Raw genomic sequence first — 21,882 nt, forward strand, 5'->3', positions numbered from 1 at the left:
TCCGAATAGAATCTTCCATCATCGCAGAGCTCGCGTGGACCGCCCAGCCTGGATGTTTGGACAAGGATGCCGTGGCCCGGGGCGCTCAGGCCAGCTCGGGAAGCCGTCTGGGCGTCGGGGCCGACCAGTGTAATCCACCCGGCAGCAGGGCGTACCGGTTCATCACGCCCACCCAGCGGGCCAGTTCGGATTCCCGCACGGTCCCCTCGGGCCCGGCCAAGGGCAGGCCCAGGAACTGGACGTAGTCCTGCACCTCAGCGCCCGAAACTCCGATCAGCGCCGGCAGCTCTTCCGGAGGGTAGTTCCGATCCCCGACGGGCGGCGTCAGCAGGCGGTAGTCGAAGGTCTCGCGCAGCACCGAGGCCGTGGCCGCCGGATCCAGCTCCTGCGCCGCGTCCAGGTGGGGAAAGGGATTGCCGCCGAGCAGACCCAGGGCCTGGGCCATGCCCAGATGGGCCAGCAGGTGGACGGGATGGGCCTTCAGCACGGCCTCGAAGGCGGCCCGCGCCTCCTGGGCCCGTCCCAGGCGCAGCAGCGCTTCACCGTGGCGCAGCCAGGCCTCCACCCGGTCGGGCTCAATTTTGATCCAGCGCTCAGACACGGCGGCCATTTCCTCGGCCATGCCCTGGGCACGGAAGAAACCCGCCAGATAGGCCAGGGTGGTCACGTCCTTCGGCGCCAGCAGGAGCAGCCGGTCCAGCACCTCGGCCGCGCGCAGGGACTGGCCTTCCTGATCCAGGCGGTGGGCCCAGTCGCGCAGCACCTCGACCTGCCGGGGCACCGCATGGTTCGGCGTGGAGCGGGCGGGTTCGGCGGGATGGAGGATCTGGGTGCGCACCCAGAGATAGCGCAGGGCGTTGCGTCCATCCGGCCCGGCCAGTTCCTCCTCGATGGCGTGGATGATCATCTTGAGGCCGTGTTCCCAGAGGGGCGGCACGGGCATCTGCACGTGGGTGCGCAGCTCCCGGCTGAGGGGATCGAGCGGGTTTCCCGAACGCCCCAGGTGCAGGCGGAGCCGGATCATCTCCAGACCGGGCTCGGGCCCCGGCTGGAAGGCCACCCGGAGGGCGAGCTCTCCCGTATCAGGGTCGAAGTCGTCGAGGATCAGGAAACGCAGGTGGGCCCGCATAAGAGCTCATAACAAAACCCCACGCCGCCGCGCGACGGGTGCCGGGCGAGCTAGGCGAGGAAGGCGAGTCAAAGCGTAGCAGGTACTACGCGCGACGAGCGTGACGCGGCCTCGCGATGCCCGCCACCCGCCGCCCGAAGGGATGAAGCCAGGCGGGCGCCCCGCGGCGTCAGGTCCCTTGAACGATGTCCCGCATCGCCCTACGGGCCCTTCCTTGCGGCGAATCCCGCCTGGCCTCATCGCGGCATCGTCGGGTTTTGTTATGAGCTCTCCACAGAGATTAACAAGGATCTAGTACCAAAGGAGGTTGACCGGGTTTCCACCTGGGCTGATCATGCAGTATTCGACTTGTTTCGGGGGTTGTCATGCGCAAGAGTCTCGCCTTCGCGGCCATGCTGGTGGCACTTCCGGCCTGCGCCGGCGAGCTGGGACTGCTGCTCGACAAGCAGGTGGGCAAGGCCCAGGCGGCCACCACCTTCAGCACCCAGAAATACGACGCCGTGAGCCCCACCGGCTTTGGCATCCGCGGCGGCTTCGACATTCTCGACCTGAAGGTGGCCGCCCTCCAGCTGAACGCCACCTGGCACAACAAGACCACCAGCGACCTGACCTACGGCGGCAACAACTACGGTGAATTCGACAACCAGTACCTGGCCGCGGGCGCCATGGTGAACTGGAAGCTGCTCGTCAACGTGGGCGCCGGCGTCGAGTACCGCTCCGAGAAGGTCACCTGGCGTTCGACCACGGCCGCCTTCGGCAACGGCGACGCCACCCAGGGACGCCCCTGGGCCCGCGTGAACGTCGGGTTCAGCATCCCCACCCCCCTGGTGAGCCCCTTCTTCCTCTTCGAGGTGGCCGCGCCCCTCTCCAAGAAGGACACCACCACCACGCCCAAGGATTTCGCCGAAGCCCTCGCACCCCAGGTGCAGATCGGCATCTACGGCGGCATCCGCTTCTGATCGCAAGACATCCGCATGAAAGGGGCACCCTGCGGTGCCCCTTTTACGTATGATGGAGACACTTTCTCCGAGGAACGATGGAACTGCGGGTCCTGGGTTGCAGCGGCGGCGAGGCGGATGGCGAGCGTCTGACGGGGCTGCTCGTGAACGGCTGCGTCGCCATCGACGCCGGCTCCCTCACCGCGGCCCTCACGGTGGAGGAGCAGGTGAAGATCCAGCACGTCTTCATCAGCCACTCGCACCTGGACCACATCTGCACGCTGCCCTTCTTCACGAAGAACATCTTCGGCCACACCCATGAGGCCGTGGAGATCCACGCCCTGCCCGAAACCCTGGACGTGCTTCGCCGCCACCTCTTCAACGACGAGCTATGGCCCGATTTCAGCGTGATCCCCAGCCCCAACGACCCCACCATCCGCTACACCGACATCGAGCCGGAACACACCTATGAGGTGTGCGGCCTGCGCATCACGCCCATCCGCGTGAACCACCTGGTGCCCTGCGTCGGCTATGTGGTGGAGGACGGCAAGGACGCCTTCATCTTCACCAGCGACACGGCGGAAACCGACCGCATCTGGGAAGTGGCCAACGCCACGCCCAACCTGCGACTCGTCATCGCCGAGGCCAGCTTCCCCAACGAGCAGGCCTGGCTGGCGGAGGCTTCCAAGCACCTGACGCCCGCCAAGCTCGGCGCCGAGCTGAAGAAGCTCAAGGGTCAGGTCCCCGTGCGGATCTACCACCTGACCCCCGGGGACAAGGCCATCATGCTGCCCCAGCTCGAGGCCCTGGGCGACGCCCGCATCAGCCTGCTGGCCCAGGACGAACGCCTGGCCTGGTAACCGGGTGAAGAACGGCCTCAGGCCGCGGGGAAGGCCTGCTGCAGGGCCTGCAGCGCCTCGTCGTAGGCCGCGGGAAGCGAGGCGATGAGGGCGGGGGCCTCCTCCAGGTTTCCGGCGCGGGCCTCGATCTCGATGCGCCCGGCCATCTCGGCGAAGCGCACCAGGCCCAGGTTGCTCAACGCACCCTTCATCTGATGCGATTCCATCAGGAGGGCCTGCAGGTTTCCCGAGGCGAGTCCCTCACGAAGCGCCTGCATGCGGGGCGGCACATCTTCCTGAAAGAGCGCGATGAGTTCCTGGACCAGCTCCCCCTCGGCACCCATGTCCAGCAGGTCGCGCAGGGGTTGCGGATCAAGGATGGGCCATTCGCTCAAGGCAGCTCCGGGATGGGGGATCTTCGCCTGGCAGGAAGGCCGGAATCGATCAGAAGCCGTGGCCCGCGGGGTGTCCGGCGGCCTGGAGACGGATCAGGCTCGCGTCCAGCTTGGCCTGGGCGTTCGCCAGGTCATGCTCGGTGTGGGCTTCCTTCAGGAGGGCCAGGGCGCGCTGACGCGAGGCTTCGGCCCGCTCCAGATCGATCATGTCCACGGTCTCGCTTTCGCGGGCCAGGATGGTGACGCGGTCGGGGCCCACTTCCGCGAAGCCGCCGAAGACGGTCAGCCAGTGCTTCTGGCCGTCCAGGATGTAGTAGAGCAGGCCGTCACCCACCTCGGTCATCAGGGGCGTGTGCCCCGGCAGGATGCCGTAGTAGCCGCGGGAAGCCGTGGGGAACTGCACCTCGGCGACTTCCGCCGAAAAGACGGGCCGCTCCGGGGTCACCACTTCCAGTTTGATGGTTTGAGACATGGCAGACTCTTTTCAAAGCTCGGAATCCGCTTGCGCGGATTCCGAGTTGGAGAAAGGCAGGAACTAGACAGCCGCCAGCTTCTCGGCCTTTTCGACGGCTTCCTCGATGGTGCCGACGAGGTAGAAGGCCTGCTCGGGCAGGTGGTCCCACTTGCCGTCGCAGATCTCGCTGAAGCCCTTGATGCTGTCCTCGAGCTTCACGTACTTGCCCGACATGCCCGTGAACTGCTCGGCCACGAAGAAGGGCTGGCTGAGGAAGCGCTGGATCTTGCGGGCGCGGGCCACGATGAGCTTGTCGTCGTCGCTCAGCTCGTCCATGCCGAGGATGGCGATGATGTCCTGCAGCTCCTTGTACTTCTGCAGGATCGCCTTCACGCGCATGGCGGTGTTGTAGTGGTGGTCGCCCAGGATGCGGGGATCCAGCAGGCGGCTGGTGGACGCGAGGGGATCCACGGCGGGGTAGATGCCGAGGGCTGCGATCTCACGGGAGAGATTCGTGGTGGCGTCCAGGTGGGCGAAGGTCGTGGCGGGCGCGGGATCGGTGTAGTCGTCCGCGGGCACGTACACGGCCTGCACGGACGTGATGGAGCCCTTCTTCGTGGAGGTGATGCGCTCCTGCAGCTCGCCCATTTCCGTGGCGAGGGTGGGCTGGTAGCCCACGGCCGAAGGCATGCGGCCCAGCAGCGCGGACACTTCGGCGCCGGCCTGGGTGAAGCGGAAGATGTTGTCCACGAACAGCAGCACGTCCTTGCCTTCCACGTCGCGGAAGTACTCGGCGACGGTGAGGCCAGTCAGCGCCACGCGGGCACGGGCTCCGGGGGGTTCGGTCATCTGGCCGTAGATGAGCGCCACTTTGCTCTTGGAGAGGTCGTTCTTGTCGATGACGCCGCTGTCCATCATCTCGTGCCAGAGGTCGTTGCCCTCGCGGGTGCGCTCGCCGACGCCCGCAAACACGGAGTAGCCGCCGTGGCCCTTGGCGATGTTGTTGATGAGCTCCATGATGAGCACGGTCTTGCCCACGCCGGCGCCTCCGAAGAGGCCCGTCTTGCCGCCCTTCGCGTAGGGTTCCAGCAGGTCGATGACCTTGATGCCCGTCTCGAACATCTCGGAAGAGGTGTTCAGGTCCTCGTACTTGGGGGCCTCGCGGTGGATGGGCAGGGTCATCTTGTGGCCGATGGGGCCACGCTCGTCGACGGGATCACCGACGACGTTGATGATGCGGCCCAGGGTCTCGGGACCCACGGGCACATTGATGGGCTTGCCGGTGTCGGTCACGATCTGGCCGCGCACCATGCCCTCGGTGGGCTGCATGGCGACGCAGCGCACGCGGTTCTCGCCGAGGTGCTGCTGCACTTCCAGCGTGACCGAGGCCGTGACGCCCTGGGCATTGGTGATGTCCGTGAGCAGGGCGTTCATGATCTCGGGCAGGTGGCTGCCGAACTCGACGTCCACGGCGGGACCGACGATGGCGATCACGCGGCCTTGAAGGTTGGTTGACATGGGGACCTCGAAAAAGAAGTAACCGCGAATGACGCTAATGGGCGCGAAGAAAAACGTGAAAACAAGACGGGTGATTCAAGGAGCCGTTCCATTCGCGAACATTCGCGAAATTCGCGGTTTCAGGCATTTGCTCCGGACACGATTTCGATGATCTGGTTGGTGATGCTGGCCTGGCGGATCTTGTTCATGGTCAGGGTCAGCTTGGCGATCATCTCACCCGCGTTGTTGCTGGCCTTGTCCATGGCGGCCATGCGGGCGCCGTGCTCGGAGGCGCTGCTTTCCAGCAGGTTGCGCAGCAGCTCCGTCTCCACGAAACGGGGCAGGAGGGTCTCCAGCACCGAATTGGGATCGGGCTCGAGCAGGTGGGACACCTCGGGCACCTCGCGGCTGTCCTCGCGCCGGTCGAGCGCCATGGGGAACACGCGGAACACGGTGGGCGTCTGGGCCACGGGGCTGTTGAAGTAGTTGTAGATCACGTAGAGCGCATCGATCTCGCCGGCCTGGTACTGGGCGGCGGCACCTGCGGCGATCTCGGTCACCACATGCTGGAAGCCCGTCAGCGGGATGTTGAGATACTCCCCGGCGGCGGTCATCTTGCGCTTGCGCGCCCACTCCACGGCCCGCTTGCCCACCACGTCCAGGTGGACGATCTCGGCGGCGCATTCGGAGACGAAGGCGTTGGCGGCCTTGAGCACGTTGGCGTTGAACCCGCCGCAAAGGCCCTTGTCCGACGCCACGAGGACGACGCGGATGCGCTTCTCCTCGCGAGGGTTCAGGAAGGCCTGGGCGGTGGGGCCCGGCTGGATCTCGGAATCACCCTTGATGCGGCCCACGACGCGCTGGACGACTTCCATCATCTTGCCGGCGTAGGGGCGCAGCGCCACCAGGCGTTCCTGAGACTTCCGCAGCTTGACCGCGGAAATCATCTTCATGGCCTTGGTGACCTGTTGGGTGTTCTTCACCGACCGGATGCGGCGGCGAATGTCCTGGAGACCGGCCATCGGACTAGGCTCCCGCGGTCTGGTTCAGGGAGGCCACGAAGGTCTCCTTGAAGGCCGCCACCTGGGTCTTGAGCTGGGCCTTGGCGTCGTCGCTGAGGGTCTTGGAGTCGCGGATGCCGCGCAGGACCTCGGGGGCGTTGACGTCGAGGAAGGCCATGAATTCGGCCTCGAAGCGGCGCACCTGGGGCACGGGCAGATCATCCACGTAGCCGTTGGTGGCGGCCCAGATGCTGACCACCTGCTTTTCCACGGGCATGGGCTGGTACTGGCCCTGCTTGAGGATCTCGACGAGGCGCTGGCCGCGGTTCAGCTGGGCCAGGGTGGCCTTGTCCAGATCCGAACCGAACTGGGCGAAGGCCGCCAGCTCGCGGTACTGGGCGAGGTCGAGCTTGATGGTGCCGGCCACGGACTTCATGGCCTTCACCTGGGCGGAACCACCCACGCGGCTCACGGAGATGCCCACGTTCACGGCGGGGCGGACGCCCGCGTTGAAGAGGTCGCTCTCGAGGAAGATCTGGCCGTCGGTGATGGAGATGACGTTGGTCGGGATGTAGGCGGACACGTCACCGGCCTGGGTCTCGATGACCGGCAGGGCCGTCAGGGAGCCGGCGCCGCGCTCGTCGCTCAGCTTGCACGCGCGTTCCAGCAGGCGGGAGTGAAGGTAGAACACGTCGCCAGGGTAGGCCTCACGTCCGGGAGGGCGGCGCACCAGCAGGGAGATTTCGCGGTAGGCCGCGGCCTGCTTGGAGAGATCGTCGTAGATGCAGAGCACGTGGCCGCCGGGGTTCTCCTTGCCCGCGGGATTGCCGTCCTTGCCGTGCCACATGAAGTACTCGCCGAGGGCGGCGCCGGTCATGGGGGCGAGGAAGAGCAGCGGGGCGGCTTCGGAGGCGCTGGCCGCCACCACGATGGTGTGCTTCATCGCGTCGTACTCTTCGAGCGTCTTCACCACCTGGGCGATGGTGGAGCGCTTCTGGCCGATGGCGACGTAGATGCAGATGACGCCCGTGTCCTTCTGGTTGATGATCGTGTCCACGGCGACGGCGGTCTTGCCCGTCTGGCGGTCGCCGATGATCAGCTCACGCTGACCGCGGCCGATGGGGATCAGGCTGTCGATGGCCTTGAGACCCGTCTGCATGGGCTCGTGCACGCTCTTGCGGTCCACAATGCCGGGGGCGATCTGCTCGATGGGGTTGAACTTGGTGGCCTGGATGGGCCCCTTGCCATCGATGGGGTTGCCCAGGGCGTCGATCACGCGGCCCACGAAGGCGGGGCCCACGGGCACGGACATGATCTTGCCGGTGCGCTTGACGGTGTCGCCTTCCTTGATGGCGGCGGCGTCGCCCAGCAGGATGATGCCGACGTTGTCCTCTTCCAGGTTGAAGGCGAGGCCCATCACGCCGTGGGGCAGCTCGAGCAGCTCGCCGGCCATGGCCTTCTCGAGGCCGTAGGCGCGGGCGATGCCGTCGCCGACGCTGATGACGGTGCCCACTTCGGCCACGTCGACCTGGGCGTCAAAGCCTTCGATCTGGCTGCGGATGATGCGGGAAATCTCTTCCGCGCGAATGTCCATGAAGTCCTCCAAACCTGCGAGTTGAATAGCGACTGGGATGATTGACGTGGCGTCGAATTAAGCCGAAAGCAGCTGGGTCTTGAGCTGGCGGAGCTGGCCCTGGAGCGAGGCGTCCAGGATCGTGGAGCCCACCTGCACCTTGAGTCCGCCGAGGAGGCTCAGGTCCTGCTGCCAGGTGAGACGGATGGTCTTGCCCGTGCGCGCCGCCAGGGAGGCGACGAGCGCCTTCGACTGGGCCTCGGCGAGGGGTTGGGCGCTGCTCACCTTGGCCTCCACGATGCCGGCGCGCTCGTCCACCAGGTCGGCGAAGGTGCGGCGCAGGTCGGGCAGCAGGTTCAGGCGGCCGGCCTCGGCCACGACGCGGAAGAAGTGGCGCAGGGTCTCGCTGACCTTGGCGGCGGCGAGGATGGTTTCGAAGACCTCGGCCTTCTTGGTGGGCAGCACCAGAGGCGAGGCCACGAGGCGGGAGAGGTCGGCATTGGCGGCCACGGCGGCGGCCACCGTGTCCAGTTCCTGCTGGAGCTGGGGCACGTTGCCCTGTTTGTCGCCGATCTGGAGAAGGGCCTTGGCGTAGCGCCGGGCGGTCAGGCGGCTGCTCACTGGGCGCCTCCGATCTGCTGAATGGCTCGGTCAATCACGACCCCGGCGGCCTTGGCGGCCTCGGGTCCCTGCAGCTTGGCCTCCAGGCGCTTGGCGGCGCCTTCGACGGCCAGCTCGGCCACGAGGGCCCGCAGTTCCTGTTCGGCCTGGCGCTTCTGGAAGCCGATCTCGGCCTGGGCCTGGGCCAGGATCTGGGCGGCCTCGGCCTTAGCGGCCTCCAGCACGCGCTGCTTCTCGGCCTCGGCATCGGTCTCGGCCTTGGCGAGGATGCCCGCCAGCTCGGTTTCGAGCCCGGCCATCTTCGCTTCCATCTCCTTGACCTGGGCTTCGCCCTCGGCCTTGTCCTTCTCCGCCTGGGCGAGCAGGGTCTCCAGCTCTTCCTTGCGGGACTTGAACATGGCAGATAGCGCGCCCTTCAGAAGGAAGAACAACGCCGCGCCGTAGATGGCGAAATTCAGCAACTGGACGAGGAAGGCCCCGCCGTTTCCGTATTCCTTGCCGAAGAGCTTCATGGCCGGGCCGTGATGCCCGCCGCCATGGGCCTCGCCATGACCTTCGGCGTGGCCCGCAGCCGCCTCGTGGGCGCCTTCACCGTGAGCCTCGTGCGCCGCTTCGGCCGTGTGGCCTTCGGCGCCGGCCTCGTGGGTCGCCGCCGGGGTTTCGTGCTTCTCGGCCGCGGCCGGTTCATGGGCCTGGGCCACCAGCGCCAGGGGGCTGAAGGTCAGGAGGGCGGCGAGGGAAAGTCGGGTCAGCTTCATCATGCTCAGGCCTGCTTCAGAAGGGTCTGGGCCATGGATTCGGCCAGGGCGTCCACCTGGGCCAGGAGGTTCTGCTTGGCCTCGGCCTGCTGGGTCTTCAAGGATTCCACGGCGGTCTGGCGCTCGGCCTGCGCCTTGGTGCGGGCCTCGTCGAGCAGATGCTGCTTCTCCTTGCCCGCCGCGTCCGCGAGCGCCTTGCGCGCGTCGAAGGCCTTGGCGCGCAGCTCCTTCAGGCGGGACTGGTAGTCCTTCTGACGGGCCTCCAGCTGGGCCGCCGCCTGCGCCTTGGCATCGCCGCCGGCACTCAGGTCGCGATCGCGATCCGCCATCACCTTGGTGATGGGCTGAAAGAAGACGACCCGGAGGTAGACATACAGCACGATCAGGAGCACAATCACGAACAGAATGGCCGGCAGGTCAGGCCGCATCGGATCCGGCATCTGAGCCAGGATGCGCGCGACGGGGCCGTCCCCTTCCGGTGGACGGAGCGTCAGAAGCGTCAGATTCGCCAGTTCCAGCAGCGCCACAGGCCACCCTCCAGAAACATCCCAAGGCCAAGGCCGAAGGATCGGCCAGGGTCGTACCGACACCAGCAAGTAGGTCCGCGGGAACCTCTGGCACGGAAGTCTTAAAACCTTACCAGATCAGCCTGAAACCCTCAATGCAGAGCTTTGCGCTTGACCCTACCCGCCTCTCATGCGAAGCTTTTGGTTCGGCGATTCGGGCGATTAGCTCAGTCGGTAGAGCAGCTGCCTTACACGCAGCATGTCGGCGGTTCGAGCCCGTCATCGCCCACCAGTCACCTGGTGAAGCAGTAAACGCAAGGGGTTGTAGCTCAGTCGGTTAGAGTGCCAGCCTGTCACGCTGGAAGTCGCGGGTTCGAGCCCCGTCAGCCCCGCCAAAAAGGCCCCCGATCCGGGGGCCTTTTTCTTGCCCAAACCAAGGGGCTCGAACCCGCGAGTGGGCTGGTCACCCCGTCGTGGAGGCCCTCCAGTGGAGGGCCGGGGCAGAGGTGACCAGACCAGCAGACGCAAGCCCGAAGGGCGCCACGGCTGCGTTCGAGCCCTCGATGGCGTGCGGCGGCGCGAGAGGCGGAGAACAGCGGCACTGGCGTGGCTCGAACCCACGCGCGTGGAGGCTGCAGCGTCAACGAAGGCCCGCAGTGGAGGGCCGGAGCAGGAGTGACCAGACCGCCAGACGCAAGCCCGAAGGGCGCCGCGGCTGCGCTGACTCGGGCTCCGCCCTCGCCCTCTGGGCGGCCATGACCTGCGGTCATGCCGTCCTATTCTCCTTTCGCTCCGCTGCAGTCGAATGGTCGAGCCCCGATGAAATGGGCCCCACCCTCACTTCATCTCCGCCTTGAACGTGTCGATGTCATGCCGCAGCTGCTTGGCCTGGTTCCTTGCCTCGTAGGTCTTGAGCCTGGGCATCAGGGCCTCCAGGTCCTTGTCGATCTGTTCCAGCTTCGCCAGGGGTCCTTCGATCTGGCTGGAGGCGTCCACGCCCAGGGCCTGGGTTTGCCCTGCGGTCTGCCACTGCTGGCGGATCAGACCGAAGGCCTCCCGCAGCTCCGCCACCTGCTTCTCCTCCTCGGAAAGCGCCACCCAGGGGAGCCTCCCCGTCATGAGGTACGAGCCCCCGATCAGGACTCCGCCCAGAATCAGGACCACGGCCAAGAGCCTCTTCATGGACGCACCTCGTGGGATCTGGATCCAGTCTAGACCCGAGTGGAACGGGGCGGACGGCGCCCCCTAGTCCCTCAAGGACCACATGCGGACGATCTTTCCGGCCTTCACTTGGTAGATCACGACGGTCTCCAGGGCCTCCTTCTTCCCGGCCCGCCCCTTGATGCGCTCCTTCTGGATGACGAAATCGCCCGAGACCATCTGGGCCTCGGCGGAGGCGTGCAGGTCGGGATTGGCCTTGAAGCGCTCCGCGTAGAGTTCCCGCAGGCGGGCCTTGCCGAAGGGTGCGGTGGGCCCTGGCGGAACTTCGCCCACCTCCAGCTCCTCGGCGAAGAGAGCCAGGAAGCCCTCCAGGTCGTGGGCATTGAATCGCTCGATCTGCAGGCCCACCGTGCCCGCCGGGCTGAGCACCTTGGGCGTGGGCGCGGCGGCCAGGAGCGCGGGCACCAGCAGGAGGGACGAAGGACGGATCATGGCGGCTCCTGTCATGAGAGCCTCACTGTAGCCGCTGTGCTGAAATCCGTCCGTGCCCTTTCGAACCATGCCCGATAGACTGAAAGGCTTGGAACAACTATGAAACTGCCCCTCGTCGCCCTCTGCGGACGCCCCAACGTGGGCAAGTCCACCCTCTTCAACCGGCTCACCCGCAGCCGCGCGGCCCTGGTCCACGACCTGCCGGGCATGACCCGCGACCGCAGCTACGGCCGCGTCACCTGCCTGGGCGAGACCGGCGAGGCCGAAGAAGTCTTCGAGCTGGTGGACACCGGCGGCCTCGATTTCGAAGGCGACGACGTCATCACCCAGGGCATCACGCGCATGGCCGAGGCCGCGCTGGGCGAGGCTCACATCGCCATCCTGCTGGTGGACGGCCACGACGGACTCACGGCGGGCGACGAAGAGATCGCCACGCGCCTGCGTCGCCAGGGCAAGCCCATCCTGCTCGTCATCAACAAGCTCGACGGCATGAAGGGCGGCGCGCCCGATGCCGGCTTCTACGGCCTGGGTTTCGATCTGGTGCTGTCCATCTCCGCGGCCCACGGCGCGGGCGTGCCCGAGCTGATCGAAGCCCTCCGTGCCCGCCTGCCCTTCCACCGCACGCCCGAAGAAGCCGAGACCCACGAGCTTTCGGACGAACTGCGTTTCGCCCTCATCGGACGGCCCAACGTCGGCAAGTCCTCGCTGACGAACCGCCTGCTGGGCTACGAACGGAGCCTCGTCAGCGAGGTGGCCGGCACCACACGCGATACGGTGGACACGGTCTTCCACGTGAAGGACAAGGTCTACCGGATGATCGACACGGCGGGCATCCGCAAGAAGGGCAAGACCCACGAGGGCGCCGAGAAGCTGAGCATCCTGAAGGCCAAGCAGGCCATGGCCCGGGCCGACGTCAGCCTGCTGCTGCTCGATGCCGTCGAAGGCGCCACGCACCAGGACGCGGTCATCGCGGGCTACGCACAGGAGGCCGGCGCCGCCGTCATCCTCGTCGTGAACAAGTGGGATCTCGTCGAGAAGGACACCCACACCATCTACGGCGCCGAAGAGGATCTGCGCCGCAGCCTCGGCTTCCTGCACCACGCGCCCATGATCTTCCTCTCGGCGCTGACTGGACAACGCGTGTCCAAACTCTTCGGCATGATCGACGAGCTCGCAGAGGCCCACGGGCGCCGCATCCCCACGGGCGAGCTGAACCGCTTCCTGCGCGAATCCGTGGCGGCCATGAGCCCCCACGCCATTGACGGCAAGCTGCCCAAGCTCTACTTCATGACCCAGGTGGGCGTGCGGCCCCCCAGCTTCGTCGTTAAGGCCAACACGGACCGCGGCCTGCATTTCAGCTACGTGCGCTACCTGGAGAACCGCCTGCGCGAACAGTTCGGCCTCGCGGGCGTGCCCCTGCGCCTCAGCGTCCAGAAGAAGACGCGGGGCGAGGGCGAGGAACCCGAAGTGGCGCCGGTGCGCCGCATCCTCGATCCCGGCGAAGGCCTCAAACCTTCGCGCAGCAACGAATCACTGCAGGCCCAGAAAGCCGACAAGATCAAGCCTCGCCCCCGGCCCAAGAAGAAGGAGGGCCCCAAGCCCGCCGCCAAGCAGGCCCCGCGAAAGGGCCCTGGTGCTCCCCCAAAGCGGGTCCGGCAGAAATCCACGAAGAAGGGCTGAAGCTCTTCGGTGCATCGTTTTTTACTGAATCAGGGTGATGAATGTTTTCACAACGTTCACGCCCCGGAAGCGCTGCCATAGAATCGCAACCCGAACTTTGAAGCCTCACGCCAAGGAGGCTTCATGCTGGTTCGAAGGATCGCATTTTCTCTCGTGATCGGGCTTTCCATGGCCGGGGCCCTCCCCGCCCTGGCCCAGTCCGACTCCCGCACAGACTCGAGCTCCGGGGCCGGATCCCAGGCCCTGATGGACAGCATCCGTCGCGCGCTGGCCATCCCCGCCCATCACCGCCGGGGCAGCCTCGCCGACGTCGAGCACATCGTCATCCTCACCCAGGAGAACCGCTCCTTCGATCACTACTTCGGCACGATGAGAGGCGTTCGTGGCTTCGGCGATCCGCGCGCCGTCCGGCTGCCCTCGGGAAGGTCCGTGTGGCATCAGGCCAACGGCGCGGGCGAGGTGCTGCCCTACCGGCCCGACGTGCCGGACCTCGGCATGACCTTCCTCCAGGATGTGGAACACGGCTGGAACGATTCCCACCAGGCCTGGAACGGCGGGAACTACGATCAGTGGATTCCCGCCAAGGGAACCTCGTCGATGGCCTACTACACGCGCAAAGACATCCCCTTCCACTACGCCCTGGCGGACGCCTTCACGGTGTGCGACGCCTACTACTGCTCCCTGATGGGCCCCACGGATCCCAACCGCTACCACATGTGGACCGGCTGGGTCGGCAACGACGGCAAGAACGGCGGCCCGGTCATCAGCAACGCCGAAGTGGGCTACGACTGGTCCACCTACCCCGAGCGTCTGCAGAAGGCCGGCATCTCCTGGAAGGTCTACCAGGACATCGGCAAGGGGCTCGACGCCAACGGCTATTGGGGCTGGACGGCGGACCCCTTCATCGGCAACTACGGTGACAATTCCCTGCTCTACTTCCACCAGTACCAGAACGCCCTGCCCGGCACGCCCCTGGCCGACAACGCCAAGACCGGCACCGATGTCTCCACGAGCGGCACGCTGATCGACGCTTTCCGCGCGGATGTGCGCGCGGGCAAGCTGCCCCAGGTCTCCTGGATCGCCGCGCCCGAGGCCTATTCCGAGCATCCCAACTGGCCCGCCAACTACGGCGCCTGGTTCATCTCGCAGTTCCTCGATGCCCTGACGGAGAACCCCGAGGTCTGGAGCAAGACCGTCGTCTTCCTCAACTACGACGAGAACGGCGGATTCTTCGACCACATGGTGCCGCCTACGCCGCCGCAGACGGCCGCCCAGGGCCAGTCCACCGTGGACACCGGGAACGAGATCTTCCCCGGCAACCCGAGCAACCCCAGCGGCCCCTACGGCCTCGGCGTGCGCGTACCCATGCTCGTGATCTCGCCCTGGAGCAAGGGCGGCTACGTGGATTCCCAGGTCTTCGACCACACCTCGCTCATCCGCTTCATCGAAGCCCGCTTCGGCGCCCAGGATCCGAACCTGATCGAGACCAACATCACCCCCTGGCGCCGCGCGGTGGCCGGCGACCTCACCTCGGCGTTCAACTTCTCCAGGCCCGATGCCTCCGTCGCTCCCCTGCCCGACGCCCTGGCCTACCAGCCCCAGGACAAGCTCAGGCATCTCGATTTCGTGGCCGTCCCACCCGTCGTCCAGTCCCTTCCCAATCAGGAACCCGGACTGAGGCCGGCGCGGCCCCTGCCCTACGCCCTGCACGCCCACGGCAGCCTCCAGCCTTCATCCCAGACTTTCCGCATCGGCTTCGAGAACACGGGCCAGGCGGCCGCCGTCTTCCAGGTGCGATCCGGCCAGACCTCCGAGTCGCCGCGCACCTATACGGTGGAGGCGGGTAAACACCTCGAGGATGCGTGGCACCTGGGAGGCCAGGCGACGGATTACAATCTCGCAGTCTACGGTCCGAACGGCTTCCTCCGCGCCTTCAAGGGCGGCGCTTCTCAAGGGAGTGCCGCCCTCGACGTGCGGGTCGGATACGACCTTTGCGAAAGCGCTCTCACCCTGGCCATCACCAGCCTGGACGCCCATGACGACCGGTTGCGCATCACCGACAACTACACGGGGACGACCTTCAAGCACGTCCTGAAGCCCGGCGGACGCCTGACGAAGCCCTGGCCCTCCCTGGGTCACTCGGGCTGGTATGACCTGACGATCAAGGTTGCGGACGATCCGGGCTTCGAGTACCACTTCGCCGGACACATCGAAACCGGGAAGGACAGCGTGAGCGACCCGGCCCTGGGCGGCCTCCAGCATGAGGAGTAGCCTTCCGTTTCGGAGAGGTTGCGCCTTGGCGTTCGAGCGAATTGGGCGCTGCCCATTTTTCCCGGCCGTTCCTGCCTTGAAGTAGCTTCGAGAACCCGCTTCAGGCTCATTCGTGCCCCCATCCCCGCCTCCCCGGCGCGTGGATGGGGGCCTTGGCATTTGGAAAATAGCTTGAGAAACACCACAAACAAGAGGTTGGTGGAATTTATTAATTATTAATATGGATAGATTAAAATCAAAAATATGTAAACAGAAATGATTCTCATAAAAATTAACAACCCTTAACTTGAGCCCTTGACGCCCTGCCCGGAAGCTGACTGAGTCATTCCGTTCTTTGCTGCAATTCATGCCAGGACACCTCCTCCCCCGGAGGGCTGCCTGGAACCAGCCGGGTCGAAGCACCCGGGTGGCAAAGCATTCCCACCCCCCCCCCCACCCCACCCCGTGAGGAGTTGCCCATGGCGACTTTCAAGGGCCGTATGGCCCTGTCCTTTGTCACCGCAGCCCTGGCTGCCGGTTCCCTCCTGGCCAATGCCCCGCAGGAATCCCTGCAGGGTCGCGCCGCGGCCGATCACCTGCTTTCGCAGCGGTCCCAGCTGGGTCTGGACGCCAACCACGACTTCCGGCTCCGCCGAACCCACACCGACGAACTCGGCCAGACCCACGCCCACTTCCAGCAGACCTACAAGGGCGTCCGCGTCTGGGGCGGAGATGCCATCTCCCATGTGGACCACCAGGGCCGCCACCTGCCTCTGACCCACAGCCTCTCCCGCCACATCAACCTCAACGTCACCCCGGCCATGAGCAGCGACGAGGCCCTGGCGGTCGTCCATCAGGATCTCGCCCCCGCCGGTTCGTACGCCTACGAGCCCACCGTCGAGCTCGTGATCGTGCCTGAGACCGTCAACGTGGTGCGCAATGGCATCCGCGCCGAGCAGGCCAATGCCGTGGACGTGACCGCTCAGGTCCTCCGGCACACCCTCGCCTACCACATCCACACCCAGCTGGAGAACGGCACCGCCGAGACCGCTCACACCGACTACCTGATCAACGCCCACACCGGCGCCATCCTGAGCAAGTGGAGCACCCTGCACACCAGCGCTGTCGTCGGCACGGCCAACACCCAGTACTCCGGCACGGTGCAGATCAACACCAACAGCACCGCCACGGGCTTCGAGCTGCGCGACATGACCCGCGGCACCGGCGGCACCTTCGGCAACAACGTGGTGACCAACCTCAACCACGCCACCAGCGGGACCGGCACCATCTACACCGATGCCGACAACACCTGGGGCGACGGCGCCAACTACATCTCTGGCGGCTCCACGACGAGCGCCAACGGCCAGACGGCCGCCGTCGACGCCCACTACGGCATCATGGCCACCTGGGACATGTTCAAGAAGGTCCTCGGTCGCAACGGCATCGACAACACCGGCAAGGCCTCGTACCTGCGCGTGCACTACAGCAGCTCGTACGACAACGCCTTCTGGGATGACACCTGCTTCTGCATGACCTTCGGCGATGGTTCCTCCTTCAAGAGCCTCGAGTCCGTCGACGTGGCCGGCCACGAGATGAGCCACGGCGTCTGCGCCACCGCCGTCCCTGGCGGCCTCACCTACTCGGGCGAATCGGGCGGTCTGAACGAGTCCAACTCGGACATCTTCGGCACCATGGTCGAGTTCTACGACCTGGGCGGCGGCCTGGCTTCCGGTGCCACGACGATCCCCTCCACCGGCGGCAACTGGACCATCGGCGAGCAGCTCGAGACCTCCAGCTTCCCCACGCCCCTGCGTTACATGTACAAGCCCAGCAAGGACGGCAGCTCGCCCGACGCCTGGTCTTCCACCATCGGCAACCTGGACGTGCACTACAGCAGCGGCCCGGGCAACCGCGAGTTCTACTTCCTGAGCCAGGGCGCGAGCAACGTGTCCTCCAGCGACTACTACAGCTCGTACACCCCCGCCGGCTTCGCGGGCGTGGGCAACGATCACGCCGCCCGCATCCACTACCGCGCGCTGACCACGTACTACACGTCGAGCACCACGTACGCCCAGGCCCGCACGGCCCACATCAACGCCGCCAAGGACCTCTACGGCGCCGGCAGCCCCGAAGAGCAGGCCGTCTGGAACTCCTTCGCCGCCATCAACGTGGGCAGCGCCTGGACCGGCAGCACCGCTCTGGCCGCCGCCATCACCACGCCCTCCGGCAACGTGACCATCGCCTCCGGCACCAGCCAGTCCTTTGTGGGCGCGGCTTCGGGCGGCACGAGCCCCTATACCTACAGCTGGACCTTCGGTGACGGCGGCACCGCCTCCACGGCATCCGCCAGCCACACCTACACCAACACCGGCTCCACGGCCGTCACCTACACCGCCACCTTCACGGTCACCGATAGCGCCAGCCACACCGCCAGCGCCACCCGCACCATCACCGTGAACCCGGCGGCCGGCGTGGCCGTCGCCATCAGCCCCACCACGGTGAGCCTCAACACCGGCGCCACCCAGCAGTTCACCGCCTCCGTCACCGGCAGCACCAACACCGCCGTGACCTGGAGCGTCGTGGAAGCCGGCGGCGGCAGCGTGTCCACCTCGGGTCTCTACACCGCGCCCACCACGGCTGGCACCTACCACGTGAAGGCCACCAGCCAGGCGGATACCACCAAGTCCGCCACGGCCACCGTCACCGTCAGCGCCCCCGGCACCACCACCGAGCTCATCACCAACGGCGGCTTCGAATCCGGCGTCACGGGCTGGAGCGGCAATACGGGCGACATCAACACCTGGAGCGGCCAGCCCGCCCACTCGGGCACCAAGAACGCCTGGCTGCAGGGCAATGGAAGCACCTCTTCCGAAAACCTCTCCCAGTCCATCGCCATCCCCAGCACCGCCACCTCGGCCACGCTGACCTTCTGGCTGCACATCGACACGGCGGAGACCACCACCACCACCGCCTATGACACGATGAAGGTGCAGGTCATCAGCGGCACCACGACCACCACCCTGGCCACCTACTCGAACCTGAACAAGGCCACCGGCTATGCCCAGAAGACCTTCGACCTCAGCGCCTACAAGGGCAAGACCGTGACGCTGAAGTTCCTCGGTTCCGAAGACAGCAGCCTCCAGACCTCCTTCGTCCTCGACGACGTGAGCGTCAAGGTCCAGTAGCCTGGATCCGTTCCAAGAAACAGGGCCGCCATTTGGCGGCCCTGTTTCTTTTGGCTCTGCAGGAAACCTAGGCCATCGAGGAATCCGGGGCCGCGGAACTCGGCGCATAAGCCCTACGACTGCGCCAGACGAGCCTGCCCGACCAGGCCGTGAACAGGGCCACCGCCGCCAGGATCCCCGCCAGGCGCGACCAGGGCTCCCCGTAGGCCAGGCGCTCCTGCACCCGCAGCCAGGTCATGAAGCCCCAGATGAGCGATCCGAATCCGAGCGCCACCGTCATCAGCCCGCGCACCTCGGGCCAGGGCACCAGCAGCGCCAGCATCAGCATGAGGGTCAGGGGCACGATCATGACCAGAGGCAGGCCCAGGCGCATGAACAGGGCGGCGAGCAGCAGCAGGGAGAACTGGGCGGGCAGGATGCGAAGGAAGGACATGGGGACTCCGGCGGACCATAAATCATACTGATTAGTCCGAAATACGCGGATCACAACCTGGAGTCCCTCGGCTCGGTTCAAGTCCGGGCGTGCCGACCTGAGGCGCAAGGTGCTTAGGGCTTAGGCCCCCGTGGAACGTTGTGGATGACGGCGTTCAGGCCATCCGAAAAATGGATGACGAACTGTCCGCCCGAAGGAACCCCATCCAAGGGGAGGTCGGCGGAGCCGCCCGAGAGATTCAGTCCCAGGGTGGTCCGGCGGGTCCCTTCGTGAAGGACGCTCACGAAGGGGTGGGCCAGGGCATCCCACTCCAGGTGCAGCGTCCCGTCGGATTCCCGCACCACGAGGCTGCCGTCCTGGACCGAGGCGGCCACCATCTGGGCACGCAGCGGCAGGCTCTGCAGGCTCGATCGGCGGGAGGAGGTCTTGCCTGCGGTCGCGGGAACATCGACGCGGACCAGTTCCTCGGAGGCCGGCACCGTGAAGGCGAAATGGCGGTAGCCCGGAGCCAGGTCCGGCACCTGGGTGGCGGAGAAAGCCACGGTGCGGCTGGCGGTCGCCGAGGTCAGGACGAGATGTAGGTCCCCAGCCCGGGGTGGCGCCGGGACACAGGCAACCCGTACGAGGGGCGACAGGTGCACCTGCCCATCGGGCCGGACCACGCCGCTGATGACCCACTGCTCGCTGAGGGGTGCGGCGGCGACGAGGCTGCCGAGGCCCACGGGGGTCTTCTCCTTCTCGCCCAGGAAGCCCAGGGCGTTCACGTAGTCCCAGTCCGAGACCCAGTGCGGGTTCGAGGCATAGCTCATGATGTCGAAGGTGGCGGCCGGATCGTAGGCCGCCTGAGACACCGGGTCGAAGCCCCAGCTTCCCGTGGCGGCACCCGCATAGGGGTAGTTCAGCTGGGGAGCCCCTGCCCCGCCGGCCGGGGCGTGGTTCAGGTTGAACGCGTGGCCCTCCTCGTGGACCATCACGGTCGTGGCCAGATCCAGCCCCGGATCATCGTTCTGGAACAGCGCCGCGGTGGTTTCGTCGACGCCGATGCCCGTGCCGTCGCCCAGCAGGGAGATGCCGGCGATGGACTGGGTGAATCCCCGCTTGAGCCCGGGATTGAAGAATCCGTAGTAGTTCGCGGAACTCCCATCCACGAGGCGGAGGGTCGCCATCTCGCTCAGCAGCTGGCCCCAGCCATCTCCACTGGTATCCGTGAGCGGATTGGTGCTGGGCTGGGGGATCACGGTCGACGTGGTGTAGGGTGCGTGGTGCGTGATCGTCACGCCCTGGACGGGCCAGAAGGCCGAGAGTTCCCGACTCATCACGCTGTCCGCCGGAAGCACGGGCGCCACGCCCTGGCAGTAGACCGGAACCACCGTCAGGTTGAGGGTGGTGCCCGGATCGACAGAAGGACTGAGGGTCTGGCTGAGCGCGCCGGCCTGGACCGTCACCTGCATGCCGGGCTGGATGTCGGCGGCCGGAAGGATGACCGTGTACGTAGATCCCGAGGCCCGGCTCGCGCTGGGCAGGTCCCCCTCCAGGATGGTCGTGGGGACGGTCGCAGGGCCCTGAAGGGTCCGGTTATCCAGGGTCGCACCGCCCTGGCTCCTGATCGTGGCCGTCACGACGGGCGCCGTCACGCCTGCCCGGTCCGCCAGCAGGTGCACACGCAGCAGCGCCGGCTTCCCGCCCACCAGGCGCACATGCGGCGATACGACGCTCTGGCCCCACTCCACGTTCTGGATCCACAGGGTGGGCGAGGCGCTGGCGTCGGTCACGTTCACCGTCAGCACGAGGGGCGCCGCCGGCACGGTCGTCGTCGCGCCCACCCGCGTCGCCTGGAGAGTCACGGGATAGGAACCCGGGGCCAGGCTGGAAGCAGCGCTGATCTGAAGGGGCACCGAGGCCAAACCCGTGGGATTGGCATTGGCGAAGCCCACCGCGAGGCCCGCGGGGTTGCCGGACACGCTGAGTTCGGTCGATCCGACGTAGAGCGGATCCGTGCCATCCGCAGGGGTGGTGGTGCCGAAATAGGCATCGTTGTGCCAGAGGTAGCAAGGGAAGGCGAGGGCTTGCCCCTGCGCGAGCGTCCCCGTTGAACTCAGGGCCGGCTGCAACGAGAAGGGCGAGGGACTGTAGGTCACCAGCACCGGCATGCTGCGGGTCAGGCCCAGGTAGCTGCCCGTGAGCAGGAAGGAATACGTGCCCGCCGCCAGCCCCGGCTGGGCGGTGATGGTCATGGTGTGCACGTCGTTCAGCGTGGCGGAGCTGGTGTCCAGGCCCACGCTCAGCCCCGGGGACACACCCTGCACACTGAGAGCGACGGGGCCGTAGGGCGCGGAGAACGTGCCGAGGGCCCAGTAGGCCATGAAGGTTTCCGTCAAGGGTGCCCCGGCCGGCATGCTGAGGGTGGTGAGGTCGTTGAAGGAGGCCCCGTCCGCGCTGCACAGGGAGAGGCCGAAATCGGCCGGCTCCGTGACGAGCTTGAGGCTGAGGTTCACCGTGGCGTTCGGGACCCCGGAGGCCGAGGCCGTAACGGGAAGGTCGTAGGTGCCCAGCGATGGATAGATCTGCTTGGTGAAGGTGGTGTCCGCAGGATCCGGGTAACCGGCCTGCACGCTCAGCACCGCCGTGGTGGCATCACTGGCGATCACGGTGTTGGCGAAGGCCGCCTTCACTCCGGTGGGCAGCTTGGTCGTGTCCAGCGCCAGCGTCACGGCGCCCGTGAACCCGGGATCCCGGCTTACCGTGAAGGTCGCGGTGCCGGAGTAGGGGCTGGGGTAGTACTTGTTGGCCGCGTCCACGTTGCTCGCCGGTGGAACGGGCAGGGTGAGGGCCGCCGTCTCCACGTGGAAGGTGGGCAGTGGCGCGCTGCTGTGGCTGCCGCCTCCGCAGCCCAGGAGGACGCCCAAAAGAGCGGGGAGCCACAACCGGGATGTCATGCGCATGGGGTTCCCTTCACAGGCTGGCCGGACA

General features: G+C 66.5%; 18 protein-coding genes and 2 tRNA genes. 7 read left to right on the forward strand and 13 right to left on the reverse strand.

The window, feature by feature from the left end; all coding sequences use genetic code 11:
* Nucleotides 1–85: 85 nt before the first annotated feature.
* The gene (locus QSJ34_RS07145; RefSeq protein WP_285573174.1) at nt 86–1,129 is read right to left on the reverse strand and encodes a tetratricopeptide repeat protein; all 1,044 of its coding nucleotides are present in this window, start codon (nt 1,127–1,129) and stop codon (nt 86–88) included.
* Between the two features lie 365 nt (nt 1,130–1,494).
* On the opposite strand from QSJ34_RS07145, the gene QSJ34_RS07150 reads away from it, so the two are divergent.
* Nucleotides 1,495–2,088, forward strand: a complete 594-nt coding sequence (locus QSJ34_RS07150) for a hypothetical protein (RefSeq protein ID WP_285573176.1) — start codon at nt 1,495–1,497, stop codon at nt 2,086–2,088.
* 77 nt (nt 2,089–2,165) lie between these two features.
* Nucleotides 2,166–2,927, forward strand: coding sequence for an MBL fold metallo-hydrolase (locus QSJ34_RS07155; protein WP_285573179.1), 762 nt, complete (start codon nt 2,166–2,168; stop codon nt 2,925–2,927).
* 17 nt (nt 2,928–2,944) lie between these two features.
* Here the strand turns inward: QSJ34_RS07155 and QSJ34_RS07160 are convergent, their stop codons facing one another.
* The 8 genes from QSJ34_RS07160 to QSJ34_RS07195 form a co-directional block, all read right to left on the reverse strand.
* On the reverse strand, nt 2,945–3,301 hold the full coding sequence (locus tag QSJ34_RS07160; protein ID WP_285573182.1) for an Hpt domain-containing protein: 357 nt from the start codon (nt 3,299–3,301) through the stop codon (nt 2,945–2,947).
* Between the two features lie 49 nt (nt 3,302–3,350).
* Complete coding sequence (gene atpC, locus QSJ34_RS07165) at nt 3,351–3,773, reverse strand: ATP synthase F1 subunit epsilon (RefSeq protein WP_285573184.1); 423 nt, start codon at nt 3,771–3,773, stop codon at nt 3,351–3,353.
* Between the two features lie 63 nt (nt 3,774–3,836).
* Nucleotides 3,837–5,273, reverse strand: coding sequence for a F0F1 ATP synthase subunit beta (atpD, locus tag QSJ34_RS07170; RefSeq protein ID WP_285573187.1), 1,437 nt, complete (start codon nt 5,271–5,273; stop codon nt 3,837–3,839).
* 119 nt (nt 5,274–5,392) lie between these two features.
* Complete coding sequence (atpG, locus tag QSJ34_RS07175) at nt 5,393–6,274, reverse strand: ATP synthase F1 subunit gamma (RefSeq protein ID WP_285573189.1); 882 nt, start codon at nt 6,272–6,274, stop codon at nt 5,393–5,395.
* A 4-nt stretch (nt 6,275–6,278) separates the two neighbouring features.
* Complete coding sequence (gene atpA / locus QSJ34_RS07180; protein WP_285573192.1) at nt 6,279–7,847, reverse strand: F0F1 ATP synthase subunit alpha; 1,569 nt, start codon at nt 7,845–7,847, stop codon at nt 6,279–6,281.
* Nucleotides 7,848–7,904: 57 nt separating this feature from the next.
* Nucleotides 7,905–8,447, reverse strand: a complete 543-nt coding sequence (atpH, locus tag QSJ34_RS07185; RefSeq protein ID WP_285573193.1) for an ATP synthase F1 subunit delta — start codon at nt 8,445–8,447, stop codon at nt 7,905–7,907.
* On the reverse strand, nt 8,444–9,208 hold the full coding sequence (locus tag QSJ34_RS07190; RefSeq protein WP_285573195.1) for an ATP synthase F0 subunit B: 765 nt from the start codon (nt 9,206–9,208) through the stop codon (nt 8,444–8,446). Before QSJ34_RS07190 ends, atpH begins: the two co-directional genes overlap by 4 nt.
* Nucleotides 9,209–9,210: 2 nt before the next feature.
* Nucleotides 9,211–9,732: an ATP synthase F0 subunit B gene (locus tag QSJ34_RS07195; RefSeq protein ID WP_285573197.1), complete on the reverse strand. Its 522-nt coding sequence runs from the start codon at nt 9,730–9,732 to the stop codon at nt 9,211–9,213.
* A gap of 195 nt (nt 9,733–9,927) precedes the next feature.
* On the opposite strand from QSJ34_RS07195, the gene QSJ34_RS07200 reads away from it, so the two are divergent.
* Together QSJ34_RS07200 and QSJ34_RS07205 are read left to right on the forward strand one after the other, a co-directional pair.
* Nucleotides 9,928–10,003 (forward strand) — tRNA-Val (locus tag QSJ34_RS07200).
* Nucleotides 10,004–10,029: 26 nt separating this feature from the next.
* Nucleotides 10,030–10,106, forward strand: a tRNA-Asp gene (locus tag QSJ34_RS07205).
* A 442-nt stretch (nt 10,107–10,548) separates the two neighbouring features.
* Here QSJ34_RS07205 and QSJ34_RS07210 read toward each other — a convergent pair.
* Entirely contained in the window at nt 10,549–10,893 is a 345-nt protein-coding gene (locus QSJ34_RS07210) for a hypothetical protein (RefSeq protein WP_285573199.1), read from the reverse strand.
* A 63-nt stretch (nt 10,894–10,956) separates the two neighbouring features.
* A complete protein-coding gene (locus tag QSJ34_RS07215; RefSeq protein WP_285573201.1) occupies nt 10,957–11,364 on the reverse strand; it encodes a nuclear transport factor 2 family protein in 408 nt (135 codons plus the stop codon).
* Nucleotides 11,365–11,463: 99 nt separating this feature from the next.
* Between QSJ34_RS07215 and der the strand changes: the two genes are divergently transcribed.
* The 3 genes from der to QSJ34_RS07230 all read left to right on the forward strand — a co-directional run bounded on the left by der (nt 11,464) and on the right by QSJ34_RS07230 (nt 18,479).
* Complete coding sequence (der, locus tag QSJ34_RS07220; RefSeq protein ID WP_285573203.1) at nt 11,464–13,044, forward strand: ribosome biogenesis GTPase Der; 1,581 nt, start codon at nt 11,464–11,466, stop codon at nt 13,042–13,044.
* Nucleotides 13,045–13,212: 168 nt separating this feature from the next.
* Nucleotides 13,213–15,315 carry a phosphocholine-specific phospholipase C gene (locus QSJ34_RS07225; RefSeq protein ID WP_420798834.1) on the forward strand — a complete coding sequence of 701 codons (2,103 nt, stop codon included), beginning with the start codon at nt 13,213–13,215 and terminating at the stop codon, nt 15,313–15,315.
* A gap of 458 nt (nt 15,316–15,773) precedes the next feature.
* Nucleotides 15,774–18,479 carry a M4 family metallopeptidase gene (locus tag QSJ34_RS07230; protein WP_285573208.1) on the forward strand — a complete coding sequence of 902 codons (2,706 nt, stop codon included), beginning with the start codon at nt 15,774–15,776 and terminating at the stop codon, nt 18,477–18,479.
* 67 nt (nt 18,480–18,546) lie between these two features.
* On the opposite strand, the gene QSJ34_RS07235 is transcribed toward QSJ34_RS07230, so the two are convergent.
* Together QSJ34_RS07235 and QSJ34_RS07240 are read right to left on the reverse strand one after the other, a co-directional pair.
* Entirely contained in the window at nt 18,547–18,912 is a 366-nt protein-coding gene (locus QSJ34_RS07235) for a hypothetical protein (protein WP_285573210.1), read from the reverse strand.
* A gap of 113 nt (nt 18,913–19,025) precedes the next feature.
* The gene (locus tag QSJ34_RS07240; RefSeq protein ID WP_285573212.1) at nt 19,026–21,854 is read right to left on the reverse strand and encodes a M66 family metalloprotease; all 2,829 of its coding nucleotides are present in this window, start codon (nt 21,852–21,854) and stop codon (nt 19,026–19,028) included.
* Between the last annotated feature and the right edge of the window lie 28 nt (nt 21,855–21,882).

The organism is Geothrix limicola, from assembly GCF_030268085.1.
In the GTDB taxonomy this organism is placed as follows: domain Bacteria; phylum Acidobacteriota; class Holophagae; order Holophagales; family Holophagaceae; genus Geothrix; species Geothrix limicola.